Raw genomic sequence first — 21,956 nt, 5'->3', positions numbered from 1 at the left:
TCATTTCCTCGGATCGAAGGCATCGCGCGCCGCTTCGCCGATAAACACCAGCAGGCTGAGCATCAGGGCGAGTACGGCAAAGGCGCTGATCCCCAGCCAGGGCGCCTGCAGGTTGGATTTGCCCTGGGCCACCAATTCGCCGAGTGACGGTGCGCCTGGCGGCAGGCCAAAACCGAGGAAATCCAGAGCAGTGAGGGTGCCAATCGCGCCGGTGAGGATAAACGGCATAAAGGTCATGGTGGAAATCATCGCGTTGGGCAGAATATGGCGGAACATGATCGCGCCGTTCTGCATGCCCAGCGCGCGCGCGGCGCGCACATATTCCAGGTTGCGCCCACGCAGGAATTCGGCGCGCACCACGTCCACCAGGCTCATCCAGGAAAACAGCAGCATGATACCCAGCAGCCACCAGAAATTCGGCTGCACGAAGCTGGCGAGGATGATCAGCAGGTACAGCACCGGCAGCCCAGACCATATTTCCAGAAAGCGTTGGCCTACGAGGTCGACCCAGCCGCCGTAGAAACCCTGCAGGGCGCCGGCAAATACGCCGATCACCGAACTGGCCAGGGTCAGGATCAGGGCAAACAGCACGGAGATGCGGAAGCCATAGATCACCCGCGCCAGTACATCGCGGCCCTGGTCATCGGTGCCCAGCAGGTTTTCCGCCGAGGGTGGCGCCGGGGCGGGTACCTGCAGGTCGTAATTGATGCTGGAGTAGCTGTAGCGGATCGGCGGCCAGATCATCCAGCCGTCCTTTTCCTTGATCAGATCCTGGATATAGGGGCTTTTATAGTTGGCCTGCAGCGGGAATTCGCCGCCAAAGGTGGTTTCCGGGTAGCGCTTGAATACCGGGAAATACAATTCGCTGTCGTAGCTCACCACCAGCGGCTTGTCGTTGGCGATCAGCTCGGCGCCGAGGGTGACGAAGAACAGCGCAAGGAAGATCCACAGCGACCACCAGCCGCGCTTGTGCGCCTTGAACAGCTGGAAGCGGCGTTGATTGATTGGCGACAGTTTCATCTCAACCCTCCCGGCTTTCGAAGTCGATACGCGGATCGACCAGGGTATAGGTAATGTCGCCGATCAATTTCACCACCAGGCCCAGCAACGTGAAGATAAACAGGGTGCCGAATACCACCGGATAATCGCGGTTGATCGCGGCCTCAAAACTCATCAGGCCCAAGCCGTCGAGCGAGAAGATCACCTCGATCAGCAGGGAGCCGGTAAAGAAGATGCCGATAAAGGCCGCCGGGAAGCCGGCGATGATGATCAACATGGCGTTGCGGAACACATGGCCATACAACACGCGGTTGTTGCTCAGGCCCTTGGACCGGGCGGTGACCACGTATTGTTTGTTGATCTCATCGAGAAAGCTGTTTTTGGTCAGCAGCGTCAGGGTGGCGAAGTTGCCGATTACCAGGGCGGTAACGGGCAGCGCCAGGTGCCAGAAGTAGTCGAGCAGCTTGCCGGTAAAGCTCAGTTCATCGAAGTTGTTCGAGGTCAGCCCGCGCAGCGGGAACCAGTCCCAGTAACTGCCGCCGGCAAACAGCACGATCAGCAAAATGGCGAAGAGAAAGGCGGGGATGGCGTAGCCGACGATGATCAGTGAGCTGGTCCATACGTCGAAGGCGCTGCCGTGGCGGGTGGCCTTGGCGATACCCAGCGGGATCGACACCAGGTACATGATCAGGGTGCTCCATAGCCCCAATGAGATCGACACCGGCATTTTCTCGATAATCAGGTCGATGACCTCGGCATCGCGAAAGAAGCTGGAGCCGAAGTCCAATTGGGCGTAGCTCTTGAGCATCAGCCAGAAGCGTTCCGGGGCGGATTTATCGAAGCCGTACATGCGTTCAATTTCCGCTACTAGCTCGGGGTCCAGGCCCTGGGCGCCGCGGTAGTTGGAACCGGCCACCGAGACTTCGGCACCGCCACCGGCAATCCGGCTGGTAGCGCCGTCGAAGCCTTCCAGCTTGGCGATCATCTGCTCGACCGGGCCACCTGGGGCGGCCTGGATGATGACGAAGTTGATCAGCAGAATGCCGAACAGCGTTGGGATGATCAGCAGCAGCCGACGAAAGATATACGCCAGCATCTTATTGCTCCACGTCGGCAGTGTTCTGCGCGGCAGCTTCGTCGGCTGCCGCTTCAGGTGATTTTGCCCGGGCCCACCAGGTGTGCAGGCCTATATCGTATTGCGGGGTGACTTTGGGGTGCTCGAAGCGGTTCCAGTAGGCCACGCGCCAGGTCTTGATATGCCAGTTGGGCACCACGTAATGGCCCCACAGCAGCACGCGGTCGAGCGCGCGGGTATGGGTGATCAGGCTCTTGCGCGAGTCGGCGTTGATCAGGCCCTCAACCAGCTTGTCCACCGCCGGGTCTTTCAGGCCGATAAAGTTGCGGCTGCCAGGATTGTCGGCGCTGCTGGAGTGCCAGTATTCGCGCTGCTCGTTACCGGGCGAGTTGGACTGGCCAAAGCCTCTCACAATCAGGTCATAGTCGCGCGAGCGCTCCCGGTTGTAATACTGGGAGACATCAACACGACGGATTACCAGTTCAATGCCTAGGTCGGCTAGGTTGCGTTTGAACGGCAGCAGGATGCGTTCGAATTCAGTTTGCGCAAGCAGGAATTCGATGCTCACCGGCTTCCCCGTGCTGTCGAGCATCCTATCTCCATCCACTCGCCAGCCGGCTTCCTGAAACAACTGGTAAGCGCGGCGTTGCTGCTCACGAATGATGCCGCTGCCATCAGTTGTTGAAGGCTGGTACTCGTCGGTAAATACCTGGGGTGGAACCTGCGCGCGCAAAGGCTCCAGCAGCTTCAACTCATCTGCGGAGGGTAGGCCGACGGAGGCCAGCTCGGAGTTGTCGAAGTAGCTGCGGGTCCGGGTGTAGGCACCGTTGAATAGCTGCCGATTGGTCCACTCATAATCAAACAGCAGGCCCAGGGCTTCACGCACACGGCGGTCGCTGAACAGCGGGCGGCGGGTGTTGAAGATAAAACCCTGCATGCCGGTGGGGTTGTGATTGGCGATCTCTTCCTTGATCAGCTGGCCGTTGGCAACTGCGGGGGTGTTGTAGGCGGTGGCCCAGTTCTTTGCGCTGGTTTCCAGCCAATAATCGAATTGCCCGGCTTTGAGTGCTTCGAGTGCGACGGTGTTGTCGCGGTAGTAGTCGATTTCCAGGGTGTCGAAATTGTAGAAGCCGCGATTGACCGGCAGATCCTTGCCCCACCAGTCCTTGACCCGCTCATAGCGGATCGAACGACCGGCCTGCACGTCCGCAACCTTGTAGGGGCCACTGCCCAGTGGCACGTCGAGGTTGCCTTTGCTGAAGTCACGCTCTGCCCACCAGTGTTTTGGCAGCACCGGCAGCTGGCCGACGATCAATGGCAGCTCGCGGTTGCCGGCCTGCTTGAAGATAAAACGTACCCGGTGAGGGCTTTCAACCTCGACCTTGTCGACATCGGCGTAGTAACCGCGGTACATCGGCGCGCCTTTGCTCATCAAGGTATCGAAGCTGAATTTGACGTCCTCCGCTGTGACGGGCTGGCCATCATGGAAGCGCGCTTCGGGCCGTAGGTAGAAGCGTACCCAGGCGTTGTCTGGCGCTTTCTCGATTTTCTCGGCAAGCAGGCCGTAAGCGGTAAAGGGCTCATCCAGGCTTTGGAGGGTCAGGCTGTCGTAGATCATGCCGATATCGCTGGCAGGCACGCCCTTGTTGATAAAGGGGTTAAGACTGTCAAAACTACCAAAACCGGCCTGGCGTAGGGTGCCGCCTTTGGGTGCATCCGGGTTGACGTACTCGAAGTGCTTGAAGTCCGCCGGGTATTTGGGCGGTTCGTCATACAAGGTTTGAGCGTGCTTGGGGCTGGCCAGGGCCAGGCTGGCAATGCCAAGCAGAGCAATGCTGCTGGCGTGGATAAACAGGGCGCGCAATGCATGGGTCATTCAGCGTTCTCCATGGATTTCAGCCACCAGGTGCGCAGGCCCAGGGTGTAGGGCGGCGTGGTGACGAAGGCAAATCGGTTGCGGTAAGCCAGGCGGTGGTAATCGATATACCAGTTCGGAATGCTGTAGTGCTGCCACAACAGTACCCGGTCGAGGGCGCGAGTGGCGGCGACTTGCTCGTCGCGGCTCTGTGCCGAGAGCAGTTTTTCAATCAGTGCGTCGACCACCGGGTGGGTGACCCCGGCGTAGTTCCTGCCGCCTTTGATCTTGGCCTGGGAGGAATGGAAATACAGCGACTGTTCCAGGCCGGGGCTGAGGGTTTGCGGCAGGGTCAGCAGAATCATGTCGAAGTCGTACTGGTCGAGGCGCTGCTTGTACTGGGCGCGGTCGACGGTGCGCAGGTTGGCTTGTATGCCAATGCTGGCAAGGTTGTCGGTAAATGGCTGGAGAATACGTTCAAGGTTGGGATTGACTAGCAATATTTCGAAGCGCAGCGGCTGCCCGTCACTGTTGAGCAGGTATTGGCCGGATGGCTTCCAGCCGGCTTCGGCCAATAGACCGAGGGCGCGGCGCAAGGTTTCCCGCGGGATACCCCGGCCATCGGTCTGCGGCATGCTGAAAGGCTCGCTGAACAGGCGCGCCTGCAACTGCTTGCGGTAGGGCGAGAGCAGCAGCCATTCCGCGCCTTCCGGCTTGCCACGCGCCGAGAACTCGCTATTGGGGTAGTAGCTTTTGGCGCGGGTGTAGGAACTGTTGAACAGGGCACGGTTGGCCCACTCAAAGTCGAACATCAGGCCCAGCGCTTCACGCACCTGGCGGTCGGCAAATACTGCGCGGCGAGTGTTCATAAACAGCGCCTGGGTCTGGGTAGGAATCTGGTGCGGGATTTCCGCCTTGACGACTTCGCCACGGCTCAATGCCGGGAAACGGTAGCCGTTGGCCCAGTTCTTTGCCTGTTGCTCGATATAAATGTCGAACTCACCGGCCTTGAACGCCTCGAAAGCCACATGGCTGTCGCGGTAGAACTCCACGTCGACCCGGTCGAAATTGTACTTGCCGCGGTTGACCGGCAGTTTCGCGCCCCACCAGTCCTTGACCCGCTCGAACCTCAGGCTGCGTCCTGGGCTGACCTGAGTAATGCGGTAGGGCCCGCTGCCCAGTGGCGGCTCATAGGTGGTGGCCTTGAAGTCGCGGTCTTTCCAGTAATGCTGCGGCAGCACTGGCAATTCGCCCAGGCGCAGGATCAGCAGGGAGTTACCGGCACGCTTGAGCACAAAACGGATGCTGTGACGATTGAGAATATCGACCCGTTTTACTTCTTGAAGATTGGTGCGGTATTGCGGGTGGCCTTCTTTGAGCAGCAGACGGTAGGAGAAGGCGACGTCATAGGCGGTGATCGGCTTGCCGTCGTGGAAGCGTGCTTCGGGGCGCAGGTTGAACACCACCCAGCTGCGGTCATCGCTGTATTCCACCGATTCGGCGATCAAGCCATAGCTGGAGGCGGGCTCGTCACCGGAAGGGTCATAGGCGCCGGTGCCGACCATCAGCGGTGCGTTGAACTCGTTAACGCCGTACTGCAAGAAGTTGGCGGTGCTGATCGGGCTGCTGCCCTTGAGGGTGTATGGGTTGAGCGTGTCGAAGGTGCCGTTGGCCATCATCCGCAGCGTGCCGCCCTTGGGGGCTTCCGGGTTGACCCAGGCAAAATGGGTAAAACTCGCGGGATACTTCAACTCGCCAAACTGGGCGTAACCGTGGCTTTTATACAGTGTGGCCCAGGCAGATGAACTGATGGCCATGCAGAGAAGTAACGAGAGGAGGGGACGTATCAAGTGAAATATCCGATCCGTGGCGTCTTGTGGGCTGCTGGTCAGGCACATTAACAGCTTGTATGGGCTGGAAAAAGGGTAGGCTCGACAGCAGCCGATAGCGGCACTTTGACTACACTGAAATCACGAGAATATGAGGGTGTCACTTTGGTAACAGCTTGCCATGGTTTGCAGTCATGGATCGATCGCTTCAACCAAGCCGAATTACCCGCCCTGGCCTCAGTGGTGCAGGATCTGCACCGTTTGACCCTGGGTGACAAATCGTCTGTGCAGCAACTGGCAGACGTGCTGCTACGTGATGCGGCCTTGACCACCAAGGTGCTGCGTATCGGCAATAGTGTGTATTACAACCCGTCCCAAGAGCCTATCCGCACCATTTCTCGGGCCATCGTGCTGATCGGTTTCGATAATGTGCGGCAGATCGGTCTGTCGGTCAGTCTGATCGATGGCCTGTTGGCGCGCAGCTCACGCGATCAGCTTGCCGAACTATTGGCACGCTCGTTTCATGCCGCCGTGCAGGCGCGCAATATCGCCGGCTATGTGCTGACGAAAAATGATGAGGAAGTGTTTATCGCCGCCTTGCTGCATAACGTCGGTGAGCTGGCGTTCTGGGGTTGTGCCGGAGATGCGGCGGATGATCTGGCCAGTGCTCTGGCTCAGCCGGGTGTCGATGAAGATGAGGTGGTGATGCAGCTGCTGGGCACCAGTTTCCGCCAGCTGAGTTTGGCACTGGTGAAAAGCTGGAACCTGGGCGACACCGTTAGCCTCGCGCATCAATCGACCAGCCAGAATGATCCGGCCGTCAAGGCTGTGACCCTGGGGGCGAAGATTAGTCAGGCGGCGCTGGATGGCTGGGATACTCCAGCTATGGAAGCGCTGGTCGGGCAGCTGGCGAGTTTTATTGGAGTGACTCCGCGGGAGGCCATGCAGCAAGTGCTGGCTAGCGCCGAGGAAACCGTGAAGATGGCAGCGACCTTCGGTGCCAGCCAGCTGTGCAAGCTGATCCCCAATACCGACCCTGAACAGATCCGTTTACAGCAGGAACAGCGCAAGGCGCGTCTGTTGCAGCCCAATCTGCTGGTTTTGCAGCAGGCCTTGCAGGACCTCGGTCTGATGGTTTCGCGTCGTGGTGATCTCGGCCTGGTGCTCGACACCTTGTTCAAGGGCCTGCATCAGGGCGCGGGGTTGGAGCGCATCATGTTGGTGGTGCTGGCGGACGGGCAGAGCTGTTTCCGCGCCAAGCGGGTGATTGGCGAAGGCACTGAGGGCTGGAACCATGATTTCGTTCTGCCCGTGGCGCAGCAAGAGCAGCCGCATATTTTCAGTTATGCACTGCGTAATAAAGAAGCGCTCTGGATGGGCGTGCCGGCCAGTTACAACCTTAATGAGCTGGTCACTCAGCCCATTCGTCAGCGCCTGGGGCAGGGCATGTTCTTTATTGCACCGCTGTTGGCCGGCACCCGGGAAATTGGCTTGCTGTACGCCGACAGTCGAGTATCGGGGCGGGCATTGAAGCATGAGCAGTTTGTCGCCTTTCAACGCTTTACCCAGCTGACCGGGCGATGCCTGGAAGCGATGAGCAAGAAGGCCTGATCAGTTAAGGCTATACAGGGTTAGAGTCTGCCCTGGCTTGAGCGCTTTGCCGGCTTTCGGGTTCCAATTCTGCAGGCTCTTCATCGGCACCTTGAAGCGTTTGGCAATCAGGTACAGCGAATCGCCCTGGCGCACCTTGTAATAGGTCGCGCTCTGCCGGGCGACACTACCACTCCCGCCACTGCTAGGTTTGCCGGCTTGCAAGGTGAGCACCTGGCCGACCCGCAAGCTGTTGCCGGAGAGCTTGTTCCAGCGTTGCACATCCTTGACGGCAACCTTGTGGTTCTTGGCGATCTGCCAGAGGTTGTCGCCGCTTTTTACCCGGTAGGTAAGGCTCGCAGCACTAGGTGCCACGCTGCGCTGGAAGACCGGTTCGCGCGCCGCTACACCGGGCTGCGCAGGAATGCTCAACACCTGGCCGATACGCAGGTTGTTGCTGGAGAGCTTGTTGATATCCTTCAGGGTGTTCACGGTCAACTGATGCCGGTTAGCGATGCTATGCAGGCTATCGCCTGAGCGAACCCGGTATTGCTGCCAGTCCACCAGCTCCTGCGGCTTCATCAATGACAGGTTGGCGGTCAGCAGCTCGGCCTTGTCGGTTGGTACCAGTAGGTGCTTCGGGCCGTCGAGGGTTATGCCTTTCTTGAAGGCGGGGTTGAGCAGGTAAAGCTCATCTTCATCCAGGTCGGCCATGGCGGCGACGCGGGCGAGGTCCATGCGTTGCTTAAATTCAACCTTCTCGAAGTACGGCTCGTTGGCAATCGGGTTGAGGCTGACGCCATAGGCTTGTGGAGTCATCACCACTTGCGAGAGAGCCAGCAGCTTGGGCACGTAATTCTGGGTTTCCACTGGCAGCGTGAGGTTCCAGTAGTCGGTCGGCAGGCCAAGCTTCTGGTTGCGCTCAATCGCCCGGCTGACCCGGCCTTCGCCCGCGTTGTAAGCCGCCAGGGCCAAAAGCCAGTCACCGTTGAACATTTCCTTGAGACGGGTCAGGTAGCTGATCGCTGCATCGGTCGAGGCCATCACGTCACGGCGGCCGTCGTACCAGTTGGTCTGGCGCAGGTTGAAGCTGCGCCCCGTGGAGGGGATGAACTGCCACAGCCCAACGGCATGAGCATGGGAGTAAGCCAGAGGGTTGTACGAGCTTTCGATCATAGGCAGCAGCGCCAGCTCCATCGGCATATTGCGCTGTTCCAGGCGCTCAACGATGAAATGGATATAGGGGCTGCTGCGCTCGCCGGCTTTCTCGATAAACGAGGGGTTGCTGACGAACCACAGGCGTTGCTGCTCAATACGCGGGTTGAGGGTGATGGTGTCCTGTAACTGATAGCCGTTGCGCACCCGCTCCCAGATATCTTTCGGCTCTTCGGGGGGCACCACTGCGCTGCTGTCGAGCCATTCTGGCTCTTGCTCAAGACCGACCGCGCGATCGGTGTCGCGGCCGCTATCGGGGCGGTGTTGGTTGCTGGTCTGGCAACCCGCCAGGGTAACGCACATGATCACCACAAGCGTGTGAATGCTTCGTGTCAATGCCTTTAAATTCAAGGTCTTGCGTGGTGATAAAGGCATTGGCGGCGATGTACTTCTCGGCGAAAAGGTCGGGCGATTCTAGGAATCAACATGCCGCTGGTCAAGTTTTAACCAGTCTTTTGTGTGGTTGTCGAGGTTTAGAAATGGTCCTTCCAGGCGCGTAATGCGGCAAAAACCTGCGCTGGCGAGCGGTTCGCGGGCCCTTCACGCTCACTGATACGGGCGCCGACCGACGGTTGTGCGCTGCGTAAAAAAGGATTGGTTATACGCTCCAGGCCAATTGATGACGGCAGGCTGATTTGTCCGGCTTCGCGCCATTGGCTGACCTGTGCCAGACGTTGCTGGATTTGCGGGTTATCGGGCTCAACAGCCGCGGCAAAGCGCAAGTTGCTCAGGGTGTATTCGTGGGTGCAAAACACTTGAGTCTGTTCGGGGAGGGCGGCCAAGCGGCTCAGCGAGCTGAACATCTGTTCGGGGCTGCCCTCAAACAGGCGGCCACAGCCGCCAGCAAACAGTGTGTCGCCACAGAACAGCCAGTGCTGTTCGGGCTGGATATAGGCGATATGCCCCAGGGTATGCCCGGGCACTTCGTAGATCTCGAAACGCTGGCCCAGCACTTCTGTTTGGTCGCCGTCGCGCAGCGCCAGCTCACAGCCAGGAATCTTTTCGTTGGCCGGGCCCAATACCCGCGCACCGGTAATCGCCTTCAGCCGTTCAATACCGCCGACGTGGTCGAAATGATGGTGGGTGATCAAAATGTCGCTTAGCTGCCAGCCGGGGTTGGCCGCCAACCAGGTTTCGACGGGCGTGGCGTCACCCGGGTCGACAACCGCGCAGCGGCGCTGTTCAGCGTCTTGCAAGAGCCATATATAGTTGTCGGAGAATGCAGGCAGGGCGTCGATTTTAATCATGAGCGGGTCGCTAAGCAGGGCACAAAGGTGCATCTTAGGTCGCATCGGCGGTGCTGACTACTTGGTGCCGCGGTGAATGAAACGGGAGCAGTATTTATGTCCGATCATCCATTTGCCCTCGCGGACAGTGAATGGCTCGATCTTATCGCCGCAGCGCGCAGCTGGCTGAGCAGCCCTCTTGGGCAGTTGTTGCTGGAACAGGAACGGCAACTGCTGGAAGAAGAACTGGCGCGTTTCTTTGGTGGTTATCTGGTGCATTACGGCCCAGCGGCCGATACGCCGCCGGACGCTCAGCAGATTCAGCGCAGCGTGCGGCTTGGGGCGCCGTTCAAGGGCGTGGAGATTGTTTGTGAGGAGCAATCCTGGCCGTTGACCGAGCACGCTGCCGATGTGGTGGTGTTGCAGCATGGTCTGGATTTCAGCCTGTCGCCCCACGGCCTGCTGCGTGAAGCAGCGCGCAGCGTGCGCCCGGGTGGTCATCTGCTGATCGTCGGGATCAATCCAATGAGCAGCTGGGGAGCGCGTCATCTGTTTGCCCGCGACGCTCTGCGTCAGGCTCGCTGTATTGCGCCCAGTCGGGTCAGCGACTGGTTGCACCTGCTGGGCTTCGCGCTGGAGAAACGCCGCTTCGGGTGCTATCGTCCGCCGCTTTCTGCGCCGGCCTGGCAGACGCGGCTGGCTGGGTTGGAACGACTGGGCGCGGCCTGGCAGCCACCCGGTGGCGGCTTTTATGTGCTGGTGGCGCGCAAGCTGGTGGTGGGGCTGCGGCCATTACGCCAACCCAGCCGGCAAGCTGTGGGCAAGTTGATCCCCATGCCCGTGGCCAAAGTCAGCCGGCGCGAAACGCCAGATGAACAACATCGGCCGATTAATTGAGCGAGAGATTGTAGATACATGAGTGAACAGGTCGAGATCTACACCGATGGTGCCTGCAAGGGTAACCCTGGCGTCGGTGGCTGGGGCGCGTTGTTGGTTTGCAAGGGTGTGGAGAAGGAGCTGTGGGGCGGTGAGCCCAATACCACGAATAATCGCATGGAGCTGATGGCGGCGATTTGCGCCCTGATCGCGCTTACTCGGCCTTGTTCGGTACGCCTGATTACCGACTCGCAATATGTGATGAAGGGTATCCAGGAGTGGATGCCGAACTGGAAGAAGCGCGGCTGGAAAACCGCCGCCAAAGAGCCCGTGAAGAACGCCGATCTATGGCAGGCGCTGGACGAACAGGTCAATCGTCATGAGGTGACGTGGCAATGGGTGCGCGGCCATACCGGTCATCCGGGTAACGAGCGCGCCGACCAATTGGCCAATCGCGGTGTGGATGAAATAAGAGGGTTGAAGCATGCGTAGTGTGGTGCTCGATACCGAGACTACTGGTATGCCGGTGGCTGATGGCCATCGGGTCATCGAAATCGGCTGTGTTGAACTGATCGGCCGGCGCCTGACAGGCCGGCACTTTCACGTTTATCTGCAGCCTGATCGCGAGATCGACGAAGGCGCAATCGCTGTCCACGGCATCACCAATGAGGCGCTGAAAGACAAACCGCGCTTCAAGGAAGTCGCTGATGAGTTCTTCGAGTTCATCAAAGGCGCACAGTTGATCATCCACAATGCGGCGTTCGACGTTGGCTTTATCAACAACGAATTCGCGCTGATCAAGCAGGACGACCGCGCCGATATCAGCGAGCACTGCTCAATCCTTGACACCCTGATGATGGCCCGCGAGCGCCACCCGGGGCAGCGCAACAACCTCGACGCCCTGTGCAAACGTTATGGCGTCGACAACTCCGGCCGTGACCTGCACGGCGCCTTGCTCGACGCCGAGATTCTTGCTGACGTCTACCTGACCATGACCGGCGGGCAGACCAATCTGTCCCTGGCAGGCGATGGCTCGGAAGGCGACAGCAATGGCCGTCAGCAACCCAGTGCGATCCGCCGCCTGCCTGCTGAGCGCGCGCGTACGCGGGTGATTCAGGCTAGCGCTGCAGAACTTGCCGAGCATGCAGCGCGTCTGGCGATTATCGAAAAATCCGCTGGCGCGCCGCCGCTCTGGGTGCAGATGGAGCAGCCCACGGCTGAGGCCTGAGAGCCTAGGGTGTGTTGCCGTTTCATCGCGAGTCGCGTTGCCGCGCAAAATCTCGCCAGGCTAGGCGTGGGACGCAGGGAATGGTGTTCCCTTGCCAAGTCCCACAACACCGCATGGCGAGATTTTGCGCGCAACCCGAAGGGCCGGGCCTGTTTTAGCGCGATGCGGCGTTTCTCGACGCTCATTTGGAACACCAAACTTCGCGTCTCGTGCCTTACCTCGCGCTAAAACAGGCTCCGGCGCGGCCGCGCTGAAACGGTAACAGACCCTAACGAGTTATCCACTCGCGACCTTTTCGTACAGCGTCACGCAGAGGGGGTTCCGCCTGGCGGAGCCAGCCTCTACCCTGAGGCGATAGGCAGGTTCGGGCCTGCCACTTCCAGGGACGCCACAATGTATAAAGACCTAAAATTCCCCGTCCTGATCGTGCACCGTGACATCAAGGCCGATACCGTGGCCGGTGATCGGGTTCGCGCCATCGCCCAAGAACTGGAGCAGGACGGCTTCAGCATTCTCTCCACTGCCAGCTCCGCTGAGGGGCGTATCGTAGCCTCCACCCACCACGGCCTGGCCTGCATTCTGGTGGCCGCCGAAGGCGCGGGGGAAAACAAGAACCTGCTGCAGGACATGGTCGAGCTGATTCGCATCGCTCGCCGTCGTGCACCGCAGTTGCCGATTTTCGCCTTGGGCGAACAGGTGACCATCGAGAACGCACCGGCAGAGGCCATGGTCGATCTCAACCAGTTGCGCGGCATTCTCTACCTGTTCGAAGACACCGTGCCGTTTCTCGCTCGCCAGGTTGCCCGCGCCGCGCGCAATTATCTGGATTGTCTACTGCCGCCATTCTTCAAAGCGTTGGTGCAACACACTGCGCAGTCCAACTATTCCTGGCACACCCCTGGCCATGGCGGCGGCGTGGCCTATCGCAAAAGCCCGGTAGGGCAGGCGTTCCACCAGTTCTTCGGCGAGAACACCTTACGTTCGGATCTTTCGGTATCGGTGCCCGAACTGGGTTCGCTGCTTGATCACACCGGCCCCTTGGCCGAGGCTGAGGCGCGCGCGGCGCGCAATTTCGGCGCGGATCACACCTATTTTGTGATCAACGGCACTTCAACGGCGAACAAGATTGTCTGGCATTCCATGGTTGGCCGCGATGACCTGGTGCTGGTGGATCGCAACTGCCACAAGTCGATCCTGCATTCGATCATCATGACTGGCGCGATCCCGCTCTACCTGTGCCCGGAACGCAACGAGCTGGGGATTATCGGGCCGATTCCGCTGTCCGAATTCAGCCGTGAATCGATTCAGGCCAAGATCGATGCCAGCCCGCTGGCACGCGGTCGCGTGCCGAGCAGCAGCGGGGCGATGGTCAAGCTGGTGGTGGTGACCAACTCGACCTATGACGGCCTTTGCTACAACGCCGAGCTGATCAAACAAACCCTAGGCAATAGCGTCGAAGTGCTGCATTTCGATGAGGCCTGGTACGCCTATGCGGCATTTCATGAGTTTTACAACGGGCGTTACGGCATGGGCACCGCGCGCACCGAAGATACGCCGCTGGTGTTTACCACTCACTCCACCCATAAACTGCTGGCCGCGTTCAGCCAGGCCTCGATGATCCACGTGCAGGACGGTGGTAAGCGTCAGCTGGATCGGGATCGCTTCAACGAAGCCTTTATGATGCACATCTCCACCTCGCCGCAGTACGGCATCATCGCTTCGCTGGATGTGGCCTCGGCGATGATGGAAGGTCCGGCGGGACGCTCATTGATTCAGGAAACTTTCGATGAAGCCCTGAGCTTCCGTCGTGCATTGGCCAACTTGCGGCAGAACCTCAGCAGCGATGACTGGTGGTTCAGTATCTGGCAACCGGCCAAGGCCGAAGGCGCCGATGACGTGGTGACTCAGGATTGGCTGCTGCAGCCGCAAGCCGATTGGCACGGCTTTGGCGATGTTGCCGAAGATTACGTGCTGCTCGATCCGATCAAAGTCACTTTGGTGACGCCAGGGCTGACCGCCGACGGCAAGTTGGACGAGCGGGGTATTCCGGCTGCCGTGGTCAGCAAGTTCCTCTGGGAGCGTGGCTTGGTGGTTGAGAAGACCGGCCTGTATTCCTTCCTGGTGCTGTTCTCCATGGGCATTACCAAAGGCAAGTGGAGCACCTTGCTGACCGAGCTGCTGGAGTTCAAGCGCAGCTATGACGCCAACCTGCCATTAAGCGATGTACTGCCCTCGATTGCTCAGGCCGGCAAGACCTTCTACCAAGGCATGGGCCTGCGCGATTTGTGTGATGCCTTGCATGCCTGCTACCGAGAAAATGCCACGGCCAAGGCGCTAAAGCGCATGTACACCGTGCTGCCGGAAGTGGCAATCAAACCTGCCGACGCCTATAACCAGTTAGTGCGTGGCGAGGTAGAGGCCGTGCCGATTGAGCATCTGGAAGGTCGAATTGCCGCCGTAATGCTGGTGCCATACCCGCCAGGTATTCCGCTGATCATGCCGGGCGAGCGCTTTACCGCGCAGACGCGCTCGATCATTGATTACCTGGCATTTGCCCGCACGTTTGATCGCAGCTTCCCTGGTTTCGATGCAGATGTGCATGGCCTGCAGCGTGAGGAGGGGATCTACACCGTGGACTGCATCAAGGCCTGATTCCGTCCTGGCCTGCGGCTTTATCTAACGGCGCCGGTGTTATTCGCCGGCTTTCCGCCAGTGTTTCTCAGTAGATCAAGCGCTTATCGCCGATAAGTCAAAATTGAGCTTAACTTTGATGACGTGTTCTGCGTCACAGTGACCAGCATCGACATTTGTCAGTTGGTTGTTATAGTTGCTCGATTTTTAGCATAAGAAAATTTTCATTGTGCGCTTGCACCCCTGCTGAGGATGACTGCCGTGTCCGACTACAAAGCCTTTAATGTCGTGTTGGCAGATAAGGTCGCCCATGTGGTGATCAATCGCCCAGAGAAAGTCAACGCGATGAACTCGGACTTCTGGCGTGAAATCATCGAGATTTTCCGCTGGGCCGATGACACCGATGAAGTGCGGGCAGTGGTGATCTCCGGTGCGGGCAAGCATTTCTCTTCTGGCATCGACTTGATGATGCTGGCTTCCGTCGGCAGCCAGCTGGGCCCGGATGTTGGCCGCAATGCTGAAAAGCTGCGACGCAAGATTCTTGAGCTGCAGGCCTCGTTCAATGCCGTGGATAACTGTCGCAAGCCGGTTCTTGCGGCCATTCAAGGTTATTGCCTGGGTGGTGCGATCGATCTGATCTCGGCCTGCGACATGCGTTACTCGACGGCTGATGCGCAGTTCTCGATCAAGGAAATCGACATCGGCATGGCCGCCGACGTCGGCACCCTACAGCGTCTGCCGCGCATTATTGGCGATGGCATGATGCGCGAGTTGGCTTTTACCGGCCGCACCATTGATGGTGAGGAGGCGCGTAGTATCGGTCTGGTCAATCGCACTTATGCCGATGCCGATGCCTTGCTTGATGGCGTGATGGGCATCGCCCGCGAGATTGCCAGCAAGTCGCCGGTGGCAATTCGCGGTACCAAGGAAATGCTTCGCTACATGCGTGATCACCGGGTCGATGACGGCCTGGAATATATCGCCACCTGGAACGCCGCCATGCTGCAGTCGGCGGACCTGCGGGTGGCCATGACGGCTCATATGAGCAAGCAGAAACCGGAGTTCGCTGACTGATGCTGCCTTACCACCTGTTTTTATCACCGACGCGGGAGGCGCAATAGCTCATGGTTTCTGGAGCCACGTCGCTTAATCTGGTGCGCGATGAACTGTTCACCACCATGGAAGAGGCAGAGTCGAGCCTCGAGCATTTTATCGCCGATCGTCACAACGGTAGCCTGCTGCAACAGGCCGTGGAAAACCTGCATCAGGTACGCGGCACACTGAACTTGATCGAACTAGCCGGTGCCGAACTGCTGGCTCAAGAAGTACTGGATCAAGCCACCGATATTCCCGCAGGCGCTGGTGAAGAGCGCGATGTCCAGCTTTCGGCCCTGAGCAATGCGCTGCACGTGCTGCGCCGTTATCTGGAAAATGTTGAGGCGCATCGTCAGGAAATGCCGGAGCTGCTGCTGCCGGCGATCAACGATCTGCGACAGGCCGGCGGCCAGCCCGCCTTGCCGGAAAGCTTCTTCTTCAGCGTGCGCCTCGACCACGCTCGTCCGCGAACCTCGCCGCCATCGGTAGATGGCGCCGCCCGTGAAAGTGAAGGGCGTCGTCTGCGGCACATGTATCAGGTGGGGCTGCTGGGTTTTATCCGTGAGCAGAACCCTCAAGCCAGTCTCAAGCTGATGGGGCGCGCACTGACGCGTCTCGACAGCTTGTTTGCCAACGAACCGCGCGGTCGCCTGTGCTGGATTGGTGCGGCGGCCGTTGAGGCGCAGGTCGAGGGCCAACTGCTGGCGCGCAAGTCGCGTAAACAGCTGTTCTCGCGAATTGATCGCGAACTCAAGCAGATGCTTGTTAACGGACAGTACGAAGCGCCGCGTGGGCACCTCAAGGAGTTGCTCTATCTGGTCGCCCTAGCAGACACGCGCGGGCCGCAAGCGGCAGCCCTAAGTGAAGTGTTTGGCCTAATGCCGCTGCCCTTTACCGATCACCTGCTGGAAGAGGAATACCAACGCCTGGCCGGCCCAGGGCAGGCCGTCATGCGTTCGCTGAGCTCGGCGATCCGTGAAGAGCTTAATAGCGTCAAGGACATGCTCGACCTGATCGAGCGCGGTACGTTGCAAAGCGATAGCCTCAACAGCTTGCATGCCTTGCTCGGAAAGTTGAGCAAGACCCTTGGCATGGTCGGCCTGAGTTCGGCCGGCAACTCCCTTAATGCCCAACTGCAAACCGTTGCCAACTGGAGCGAAGAAAGCGCCCCCGCACCGGAGGAGCTGCACAAGCTGGCCGATGCTGTGCTTTATGTCGAAGGTATGGTCGCCAGCCTGGAGCGTGGCGAGCGCCGTGAAACGCGGCCTGCCCAGGCTAAACCGGGTGATGAGGCTGAGTCGTTCGCCCTGCATCAGCTCAACGAGGCACGCATAGTCGTCGTCGATGAGGCCCAGGCTGGCCTGGCGTTAGCCAAGCGTGCGATTACCGCATACTTGGAGTCGGGTGGTGATCGTATGCACCTATCCAACGTGCCGTTCAGCCTACAAGCCGTTCGCGGTGGGCTGTGGTTCCTCGGTCAAGAGCGCGCCGCGTTGTTGGTCGGTGCCTGCGCCGATTACATCCAGCAGCATATGTTCGATGCGCAGCAAATGCCGTCTGAACAGATGTTGGAAACCCTGGCTGATGCTCTCAGTAGTCTTGAGTACTACCTCGAAGCCGGTGCGGTGATGCGTCCGGAAACCCAGCCAAGCGTGCTTGATCTTGCCGCGGAAAGCGTGCGAGCCCTGGGCATGCCGCTGGGGGCTTGAGCATGCAACGTTGGCAAGCCACGCTGCTCGACAGTCAGCAACCCGGTGGCTGGGTGGTCGTGCACTGCAAGCAGCACTTTCTCGCGGACAGCAATGGTGTGCTGTTTCCCCGTGAATGGCTGAAGAAGCAGGATTTGCCAATCATTGCTGAGCACGGCCTCGGCCATTTTGATGGTGATGCGGTCTACCTGCTGGAGCTGAGCCAGCCGTTCGACATGCCTGGCTGCGCCTGGCAGAGCCTGCGCCAGTTTATGCTGCAGGGCGATGCCGACATTTTTAGATTACTCAGTTATGCCACTCAGATTGGTACCTGGGCGAGCCAGCACCGCTTCTGTGGTAGCTGCGGTGGAGCGATGCAGCATTTGCCGGGCGAGCGCGCGATGCACTGCATGCAGTGCGAGCTGCAGCATTATCCGCGGCTTTCACCGAGCATGATCGTGCTGGTCACTCGCGGCGATGAGGTTCTTCTGGCGCGCTCGCCGCGCTTTGTTGCCGGGGTCTACAGCACCCTTGCGGGCTTCGTAGAAGCGGGGGAATCGGTCGAGCACTGCGTAGCCCGTGAAGTACGTGAAGAGGTTGGGGTCGAGATCAGCAACCTGCAGTACCTGGGCAGCCAAGGCTGGCCATTCCCGCATTCACTGATGCTGGGCTTTCATGCCGAATACGCCTCGGGCGATATCGTCATGCAGGCCGACGAAATCGAGGATGCCCAGTGGTTCAGTGTGCATGATCTACCGCCATTGCCGGCGGCACGCTCGATTGCCCGCTATCTGATCGACGTCTATGTAGCACGTCGTCTAGGCCTGCCCGAACCAGTGCTGCCAGGCTAGGCGCACGGTCAACGCCAGCACCACCAAGATAAATACCGGGCGGATAAACTTCGAACCGCCCTTGATTGCCGTACGTGCGCCGAGAAACGCGCCGACCATCAACGCCAAGCCCATGCAGATGCCCAGCAGCCAGGCCACTTGCCCGCTGATGATAAACACGCTCAGGGCGCAGATGTTGCTGACGAAATTCATGCTGCGGGCTACGCCGCTGGCTTTGACCAGGTCAAGTGGGTAGAGCAGCAGGCTGCTGACTGTCCAGAAAGCGCCAGTGCCTGGGCCTGCCACCCCATCATAAAAACCCAGGCTGAGGCTTTGTGGCCATTGCCTGCCTTTGGCAATAGGTGCCTCGGCGAGCAGCGGTGCGGCTGGGGTTTTGCCGAACAGCAGGTACAGGCCGCAGCCAAACACCACTGCAGGTAAAAGCTGGTTCAACCACTCTGAGGGCAGCCATTGCGCCATGGCGGCGCCAAGCAGGGCGCCGACGGCTGTACCGATCAATGCATTGCGCCATTGGTTGGGGGCAAACAGTTTGCGCCGGTAGAAGGTGTAGCTCGCGGCGGCCGCGCCAAAGGTTGAGCTGAGTTTGTTAGTGCCCAGGGCCAGGTGCGGCGGCAGGCCGGCAGTCAGCAGCGCGGGAATGGTCAGCAAGCCGCCACCGCCGGCAATTGCATCGATAAAGCCGGCAATAAACGCGACAAGGGCGAGAATCGCCAAAGTGCTTAGGTCAACACTGAGTTCAAACGGGAAAGCCATTTAAAAACACGTCCTGTGTCTAATTGTGGTGTTCTCTGGCTGTTCGCCAGCCAAGTAGCTGCGCATAATGCCGACAATTTCAAGCATAAGGAATGCACAGCAATGCAATACGGCGGACTGGCATGGGCAATGGCATTGCTGGCGTTACTGGCAGCGTTTGTTGCGGCGCGCATCCTGTTCAATCGGCAGTGGTTTCTTGGTTGGTTGCGTGGCACCTGCGGCCTGGCATTTCTTGCCCTTGCCGCGCTGATTGGCGTGCTGGCCAACGATTTACGCAGCTATGCACCAATCCCTGAAGGAAAACCGCTGGCCACGCTGAGCTTCAAGGCTGACGGCCCGCTCTATCGAGTCAGTGTGCTGGAGGGGGGGCGTGAGCGCACGCTGACCATGGAGGGTGATCTCTGGCAACTGGATGCGCGCTTCTTGCAGTGGAAGGGCGTGGCGGCATTGATCGGCCTGCAGCCGGGTTATCGCCTGGAGAAACTGTCGGGGCGTTTCCTCTCCATTGAGCAGCAAAGTCTGGCGCAGCACACCCGGGTCGAACTGGCGCGCAGTCCTTATGGTATCGATCTGTGGCGTTGGCTGCGGTTGGGCCAGCATGATCTGCTTATCTTCGATCCGCAGGCGCGCCGGGTGACCTACCTACCGCTGGCTGATGAGGCGGTTTACAGCATCAACCTGACGCCTGCCGGCTTGCTCGCCGAGCCGATGAATCCGGCGGCCAAACAGGCGCTGAAAGACTGGCAGTGAATTTCTGTGGATGTAAAAAAGGCGACCCTAGGTCGCCTTTTTTATTGGGCAGGTTTTCTTAAGAGAGGAAGCCGCCATCCACGTTCAGCGCTACGCCTGTGGTGTAGCTGGACGCATCGCTGGCAAGGTACAGCACGGTGCCGGCCATTTCGCTTGGGTCTGCTACGCGCTTGAGCGGGATACGCTGCAAAGCGAGGTTGAGAATGGCATCGTTCTTCACCAGCGCCGAGGCGAACTTGGTGTCGGTCAGGCCTGGCAGCAGGGCGTTGCAGCGAATGCCGAACTGCGCGCATTCCTTGGCGAAGACCTTGGTCATGCTGATTACTGCAGCCTTGGTTACCGAATAGATGCCCTGGAATTCGCCCGGCGAAACGCCGTTGATCGAGGCGACGTTGATGATGCTGCCACCACCATTGGCCTTCATCAGCTTGCCGCCTTCGATGGACATAAAGTAGTAGCCACGGATATTCACATCGACAGTCTTCTGGAACGCGCCCAGGTCGGTGTCCAGCACGTTGCAGAACTGCGGGTTGGTGGCGGCGTTGTTGACCAGCACATCGAGGCGGCCGAATTGCTCTTTGATCTGTGCGAAGACGTTGCTGATCTGTTCCATCTCGCCGATATGGCAGGCCACGGCGGTGGCCTTGCCGCCGTCAGCGATGATGGCGTCGGCAACTTTCTGGCAATCGTCGATTTTGCGGCTCGAGACGATCACGTGAGCGCCTTGCTGGGCCAGCAATTTGGCGATGGCTTCACCGATGCCACGGCTGGCGCCGGAAACGAAAGCGATCTTGCCGTCGAGGTCGAACAGTTGGGTCTTGGACATGGCTTTTTCTTTCCTATTTAGGGGGCCTGTTCGGCCGTTTACAGCTGCGATTTATTGATGACCTGCAGGCTCATCTGCTCCAACAGCTTGTTCATGTGAATGAACTGCGCGAAGCGTTTGTCCTGAGTCTGGCCATGGAAGTAGCGGTAGTAGATCTGCTGCACAATGCCGGCCAGGCGGAACAGGCCGTAGGTGTAGTAGAAATCGATGCTCTTGATCTCGATGCCCGAGCGTTCGGCGTAGTAGTCGGCGAACTGCTGACGGGTGAGCATGCCTGGCGCATTGCTCGGTTGGCGACGCATCATCTGGATCGGTGCGGAATCGCCGGCTTCGATCCAGTAGGCGAGGGTGTTGCCCAGGTCCATCAGCGGGTCGCCAATGGTGGTCAGCTCCCAGTCCAGCACGCCGATGATCTGGCTCGGGTTCTGTGGGTTGAGGATCACGTTATCGAAGCGGTAATCGTTGTGCACGATGCCAGGCTTATGGTGGTCGGCAGGCATCTTGTCCTTGAGCCAGGCTTTGACCGGCTCCCACAGCGGCGCGTCGGGGGTCAGGGCCTTGTCGTAGCGATCACTCCAGCCACCGATCTGCCGTTGCACATAGCCTTCGGGCTTACCCAGGTCGCCCAGGCCACAGGCCTGATAGTCGACGTTGTGCAGCTCGACCATCTTGTCGATAAAGCTCTTGCACAGTTCGCGGGTCTGCTCGGCGCTGAAGTTCAGCTCGGCCGGCATGTCCGAACGCAGGATGATGCCGTTGACCCGTTCCATCACATAGAACTCAGCGCCGATCACCGACTCGTCGATGCAGTGCACATAGGCTTTCGGGCAGTAGGGGAAGCCGGCGTTGAGCTGATTGAGGATGCGGTACTCGCGGCCCATGTCGTGGGCGGATTTGGCCTTGTGGCCAAAGGGCGGGCGGCGCAGTACGAATTCTTTGTCCGGGTATTCCAGCAGGTAGGTCAGGTTCGAGGCGCCGCCGGGGAACTGGCTGATGCGTGGCTCGCCCGTCAGACCGGGGATACGCGCCTTGAGGTACTGGTCGATGACCGCGGCGTCGAGTTCTTCGCCTTCGCGGATTCGGGTGGACTGGTCAGTAAGCGCCATGTTTATCCCTTCTGCTTATGATGGGTGCCTAAGATAATTAGCTAATCTAATGCTGCAACCTGCGGCTCACAAGAATTACCCGCCGTTATAGGCGGGCGTGTTGCTACCCAATCAAGCTACCTAATCGGTCATTCAAGCTTAGTTTTTAGCCATAAAACAATGGTCGGGAGCCAGTGTTAATGTCGCGTAGCGACGGCCTGTAGGATGGCCGCCATGGATGGCGGCCATGGATGGCGGCCATAAAAAAGGCTATGTCCCAAGACCGTGTTGCAAGGACTAAGCTTTAAGGCAGACATCCGCTTGTGAGGTCAGCCCACCATGGATACTCAAGCCTTTCAGCGCTGGTTGGCCCAGGTGAGCCAG

18 protein-coding genes are annotated in these 21,956 nt (G+C 59.2%); 9 read left to right on the top strand and 9 right to left on the bottom strand.

Annotated features, from left to right (window positions below):
* Genes AACX99_RS19400 through AACX99_RS19385 form a run of 4 tightly spaced genes read right to left on the bottom strand, consistent with a single transcriptional unit; the run spans nucleotide 1 to nucleotide 5,776 of the window.
* Nucleotides 1–1,020, bottom strand: coding sequence for an ABC transporter permease (locus AACX99_RS19400; protein WP_339414067.1), 1,020 nt, complete (start codon nucleotides 1,018–1,020; stop codon nucleotides 1–3).
* A 1-nt stretch (nucleotide 1,021) separates the two neighbouring features.
* Entirely contained in the window at nucleotides 1,022–2,095 is a 1,074-nt protein-coding gene (locus AACX99_RS19395) for a microcin C ABC transporter permease YejB (protein WP_339414066.1), read from the bottom strand.
* Between the two features lies 1 nt (nucleotide 2,096).
* Nucleotides 2,097–3,950, bottom strand: a complete 1,854-nt coding sequence (locus AACX99_RS19390) for an extracellular solute-binding protein (protein WP_339414065.1) — start codon at nucleotides 3,948–3,950, stop codon at nucleotides 2,097–2,099.
* Nucleotides 3,947–5,776, bottom strand: a complete 1,830-nt coding sequence (locus tag AACX99_RS19385) for an extracellular solute-binding protein (RefSeq protein ID WP_339414111.1) — start codon at nucleotides 5,774–5,776, stop codon at nucleotides 3,947–3,949. The genes AACX99_RS19390 and AACX99_RS19385 overlap by 4 nt, the downstream gene beginning before the upstream one ends.
* A gap of 168 nt (nucleotides 5,777–5,944) precedes the next feature.
* Here AACX99_RS19385 and AACX99_RS19380 point away from each other — a divergent pair, with 168 nt between their 5' ends.
* Complete coding sequence (locus tag AACX99_RS19380; RefSeq protein WP_339414064.1) at nucleotides 5,945–7,369, top strand: HDOD domain-containing protein; 1,425 nt, start codon at nucleotides 5,945–5,947, stop codon at nucleotides 7,367–7,369.
* Here AACX99_RS19380 and AACX99_RS19375 read toward each other — a convergent pair whose 3' ends face one another.
* Complete coding sequence (locus AACX99_RS19375; protein WP_339414063.1) at nucleotides 7,370–8,938, bottom strand: lytic transglycosylase domain-containing protein; 1,569 nt, start codon at nucleotides 8,936–8,938, stop codon at nucleotides 7,370–7,372. It lies immediately after the preceding gene.
* Between the two features lie 98 nt (nucleotides 8,939–9,036).
* Nucleotides 9,037–9,810, bottom strand: a complete 774-nt coding sequence (gene gloB, locus AACX99_RS19370; protein ID WP_339414062.1) for a hydroxyacylglutathione hydrolase — start codon at nucleotides 9,808–9,810, stop codon at nucleotides 9,037–9,039.
* Between the two features lie 96 nt (nucleotides 9,811–9,906).
* Between gloB and AACX99_RS19365 the strand changes: the two genes are divergently transcribed.
* The 7 genes from AACX99_RS19365 to nudC all read left to right on the top strand — a co-directional run bounded on the left by AACX99_RS19365 (nucleotide 9,907) and on the right by nudC (nucleotide 18,158).
* Complete coding sequence (locus AACX99_RS19365; protein ID WP_339414061.1) at nucleotides 9,907–10,686, top strand: class I SAM-dependent methyltransferase; 780 nt, start codon at nucleotides 9,907–9,909, stop codon at nucleotides 10,684–10,686.
* A gap of 18 nt (nucleotides 10,687–10,704) precedes the next feature.
* A complete protein-coding gene (rnhA, locus tag AACX99_RS19360) occupies nucleotides 10,705–11,157 on the top strand; it encodes a ribonuclease HI (RefSeq protein WP_339414060.1) in 453 nt (150 codons plus the stop codon).
* The gene (dnaQ, locus tag AACX99_RS19355; RefSeq protein WP_339414059.1) at nucleotides 11,150–11,893 is read left to right on the top strand and encodes a DNA polymerase III subunit epsilon; all 744 of its coding nucleotides are present in this window, start codon (nucleotides 11,150–11,152) and stop codon (nucleotides 11,891–11,893) included. The genes rnhA and dnaQ overlap by 8 nt, the downstream gene beginning before the upstream one ends.
* Nucleotides 11,894–12,286: 393 nt before the next feature.
* A complete protein-coding gene (locus AACX99_RS19350) occupies nucleotides 12,287–14,545 on the top strand; it encodes an Orn/Lys/Arg decarboxylase N-terminal domain-containing protein (protein ID WP_339414058.1) in 2,259 nt (752 codons plus the stop codon).
* A gap of 240 nt (nucleotides 14,546–14,785) precedes the next feature.
* Nucleotides 14,786–15,598, top strand: a complete 813-nt coding sequence (locus AACX99_RS19345) for a crotonase/enoyl-CoA hydratase family protein (protein WP_339414057.1) — start codon at nucleotides 14,786–14,788, stop codon at nucleotides 15,596–15,598.
* A 50-nt stretch (nucleotides 15,599–15,648) separates the two neighbouring features.
* Nucleotides 15,649–17,328 (top strand): ferrous iron transporter B, encoded by a 1,680-nt coding sequence (locus AACX99_RS19340; protein ID WP_339414056.1) that lies wholly within the window; start codon nucleotides 15,649–15,651, stop codon nucleotides 17,326–17,328.
* A gap of 2 nt (nucleotides 17,329–17,330) precedes the next feature.
* The gene (nudC, locus tag AACX99_RS19335) at nucleotides 17,331–18,158 is read left to right on the top strand and encodes an NAD(+) diphosphatase (protein WP_339414055.1); all 828 of its coding nucleotides are present in this window, start codon (nucleotides 17,331–17,333) and stop codon (nucleotides 18,156–18,158) included.
* Here the strand turns inward: nudC and AACX99_RS19330 are convergent.
* Nucleotides 18,126–18,911, bottom strand: coding sequence for a TSUP family transporter (locus AACX99_RS19330; RefSeq protein WP_339414054.1), 786 nt, complete (start codon nucleotides 18,909–18,911; stop codon nucleotides 18,126–18,128). The genes nudC and AACX99_RS19330 overlap by 33 nt on opposite strands.
* Before the next feature lie 102 nt (nucleotides 18,912–19,013).
* Here AACX99_RS19330 and AACX99_RS19325 point away from each other — a divergent pair, with 102 nt between their 5' ends.
* Nucleotides 19,014–19,661, top strand: a complete 648-nt coding sequence (locus AACX99_RS19325) for a hypothetical protein (protein WP_339414053.1) — start codon at nucleotides 19,014–19,016, stop codon at nucleotides 19,659–19,661.
* 58 nt (nucleotides 19,662–19,719) lie between these two features.
* Here AACX99_RS19325 and AACX99_RS19320 read toward each other — a convergent pair whose 3' ends face one another.
* Together AACX99_RS19320 and AACX99_RS19315 are read right to left on the bottom strand one after the other, a co-directional pair.
* Entirely contained in the window at nucleotides 19,720–20,487 is a 768-nt protein-coding gene (locus AACX99_RS19320; protein WP_339414052.1) for an SDR family oxidoreductase, read from the bottom strand.
* Nucleotides 20,488–20,525: 38 nt separating this feature from the next.
* Entirely contained in the window at nucleotides 20,526–21,593 is a 1,068-nt protein-coding gene (locus AACX99_RS19315) for a phosphotransferase family protein (protein WP_339414051.1), read from the bottom strand.
* Between the last annotated feature and the right edge of the window lie 363 nt (nucleotides 21,594–21,956).

Origin of the sequence: Pseudomonas sp. EA_35y_Pfl2_R5 (genome assembly GCF_963970805.1) — a bacterium.
Lineage (GTDB): Bacteria > Pseudomonadota > Gammaproteobacteria > Pseudomonadales > Pseudomonadaceae > Aquipseudomonas.
The sequence above is the reverse complement of the archived record's forward strand: the minus strand, read 5'-3'. Positions and strand labels throughout refer to the sequence as shown.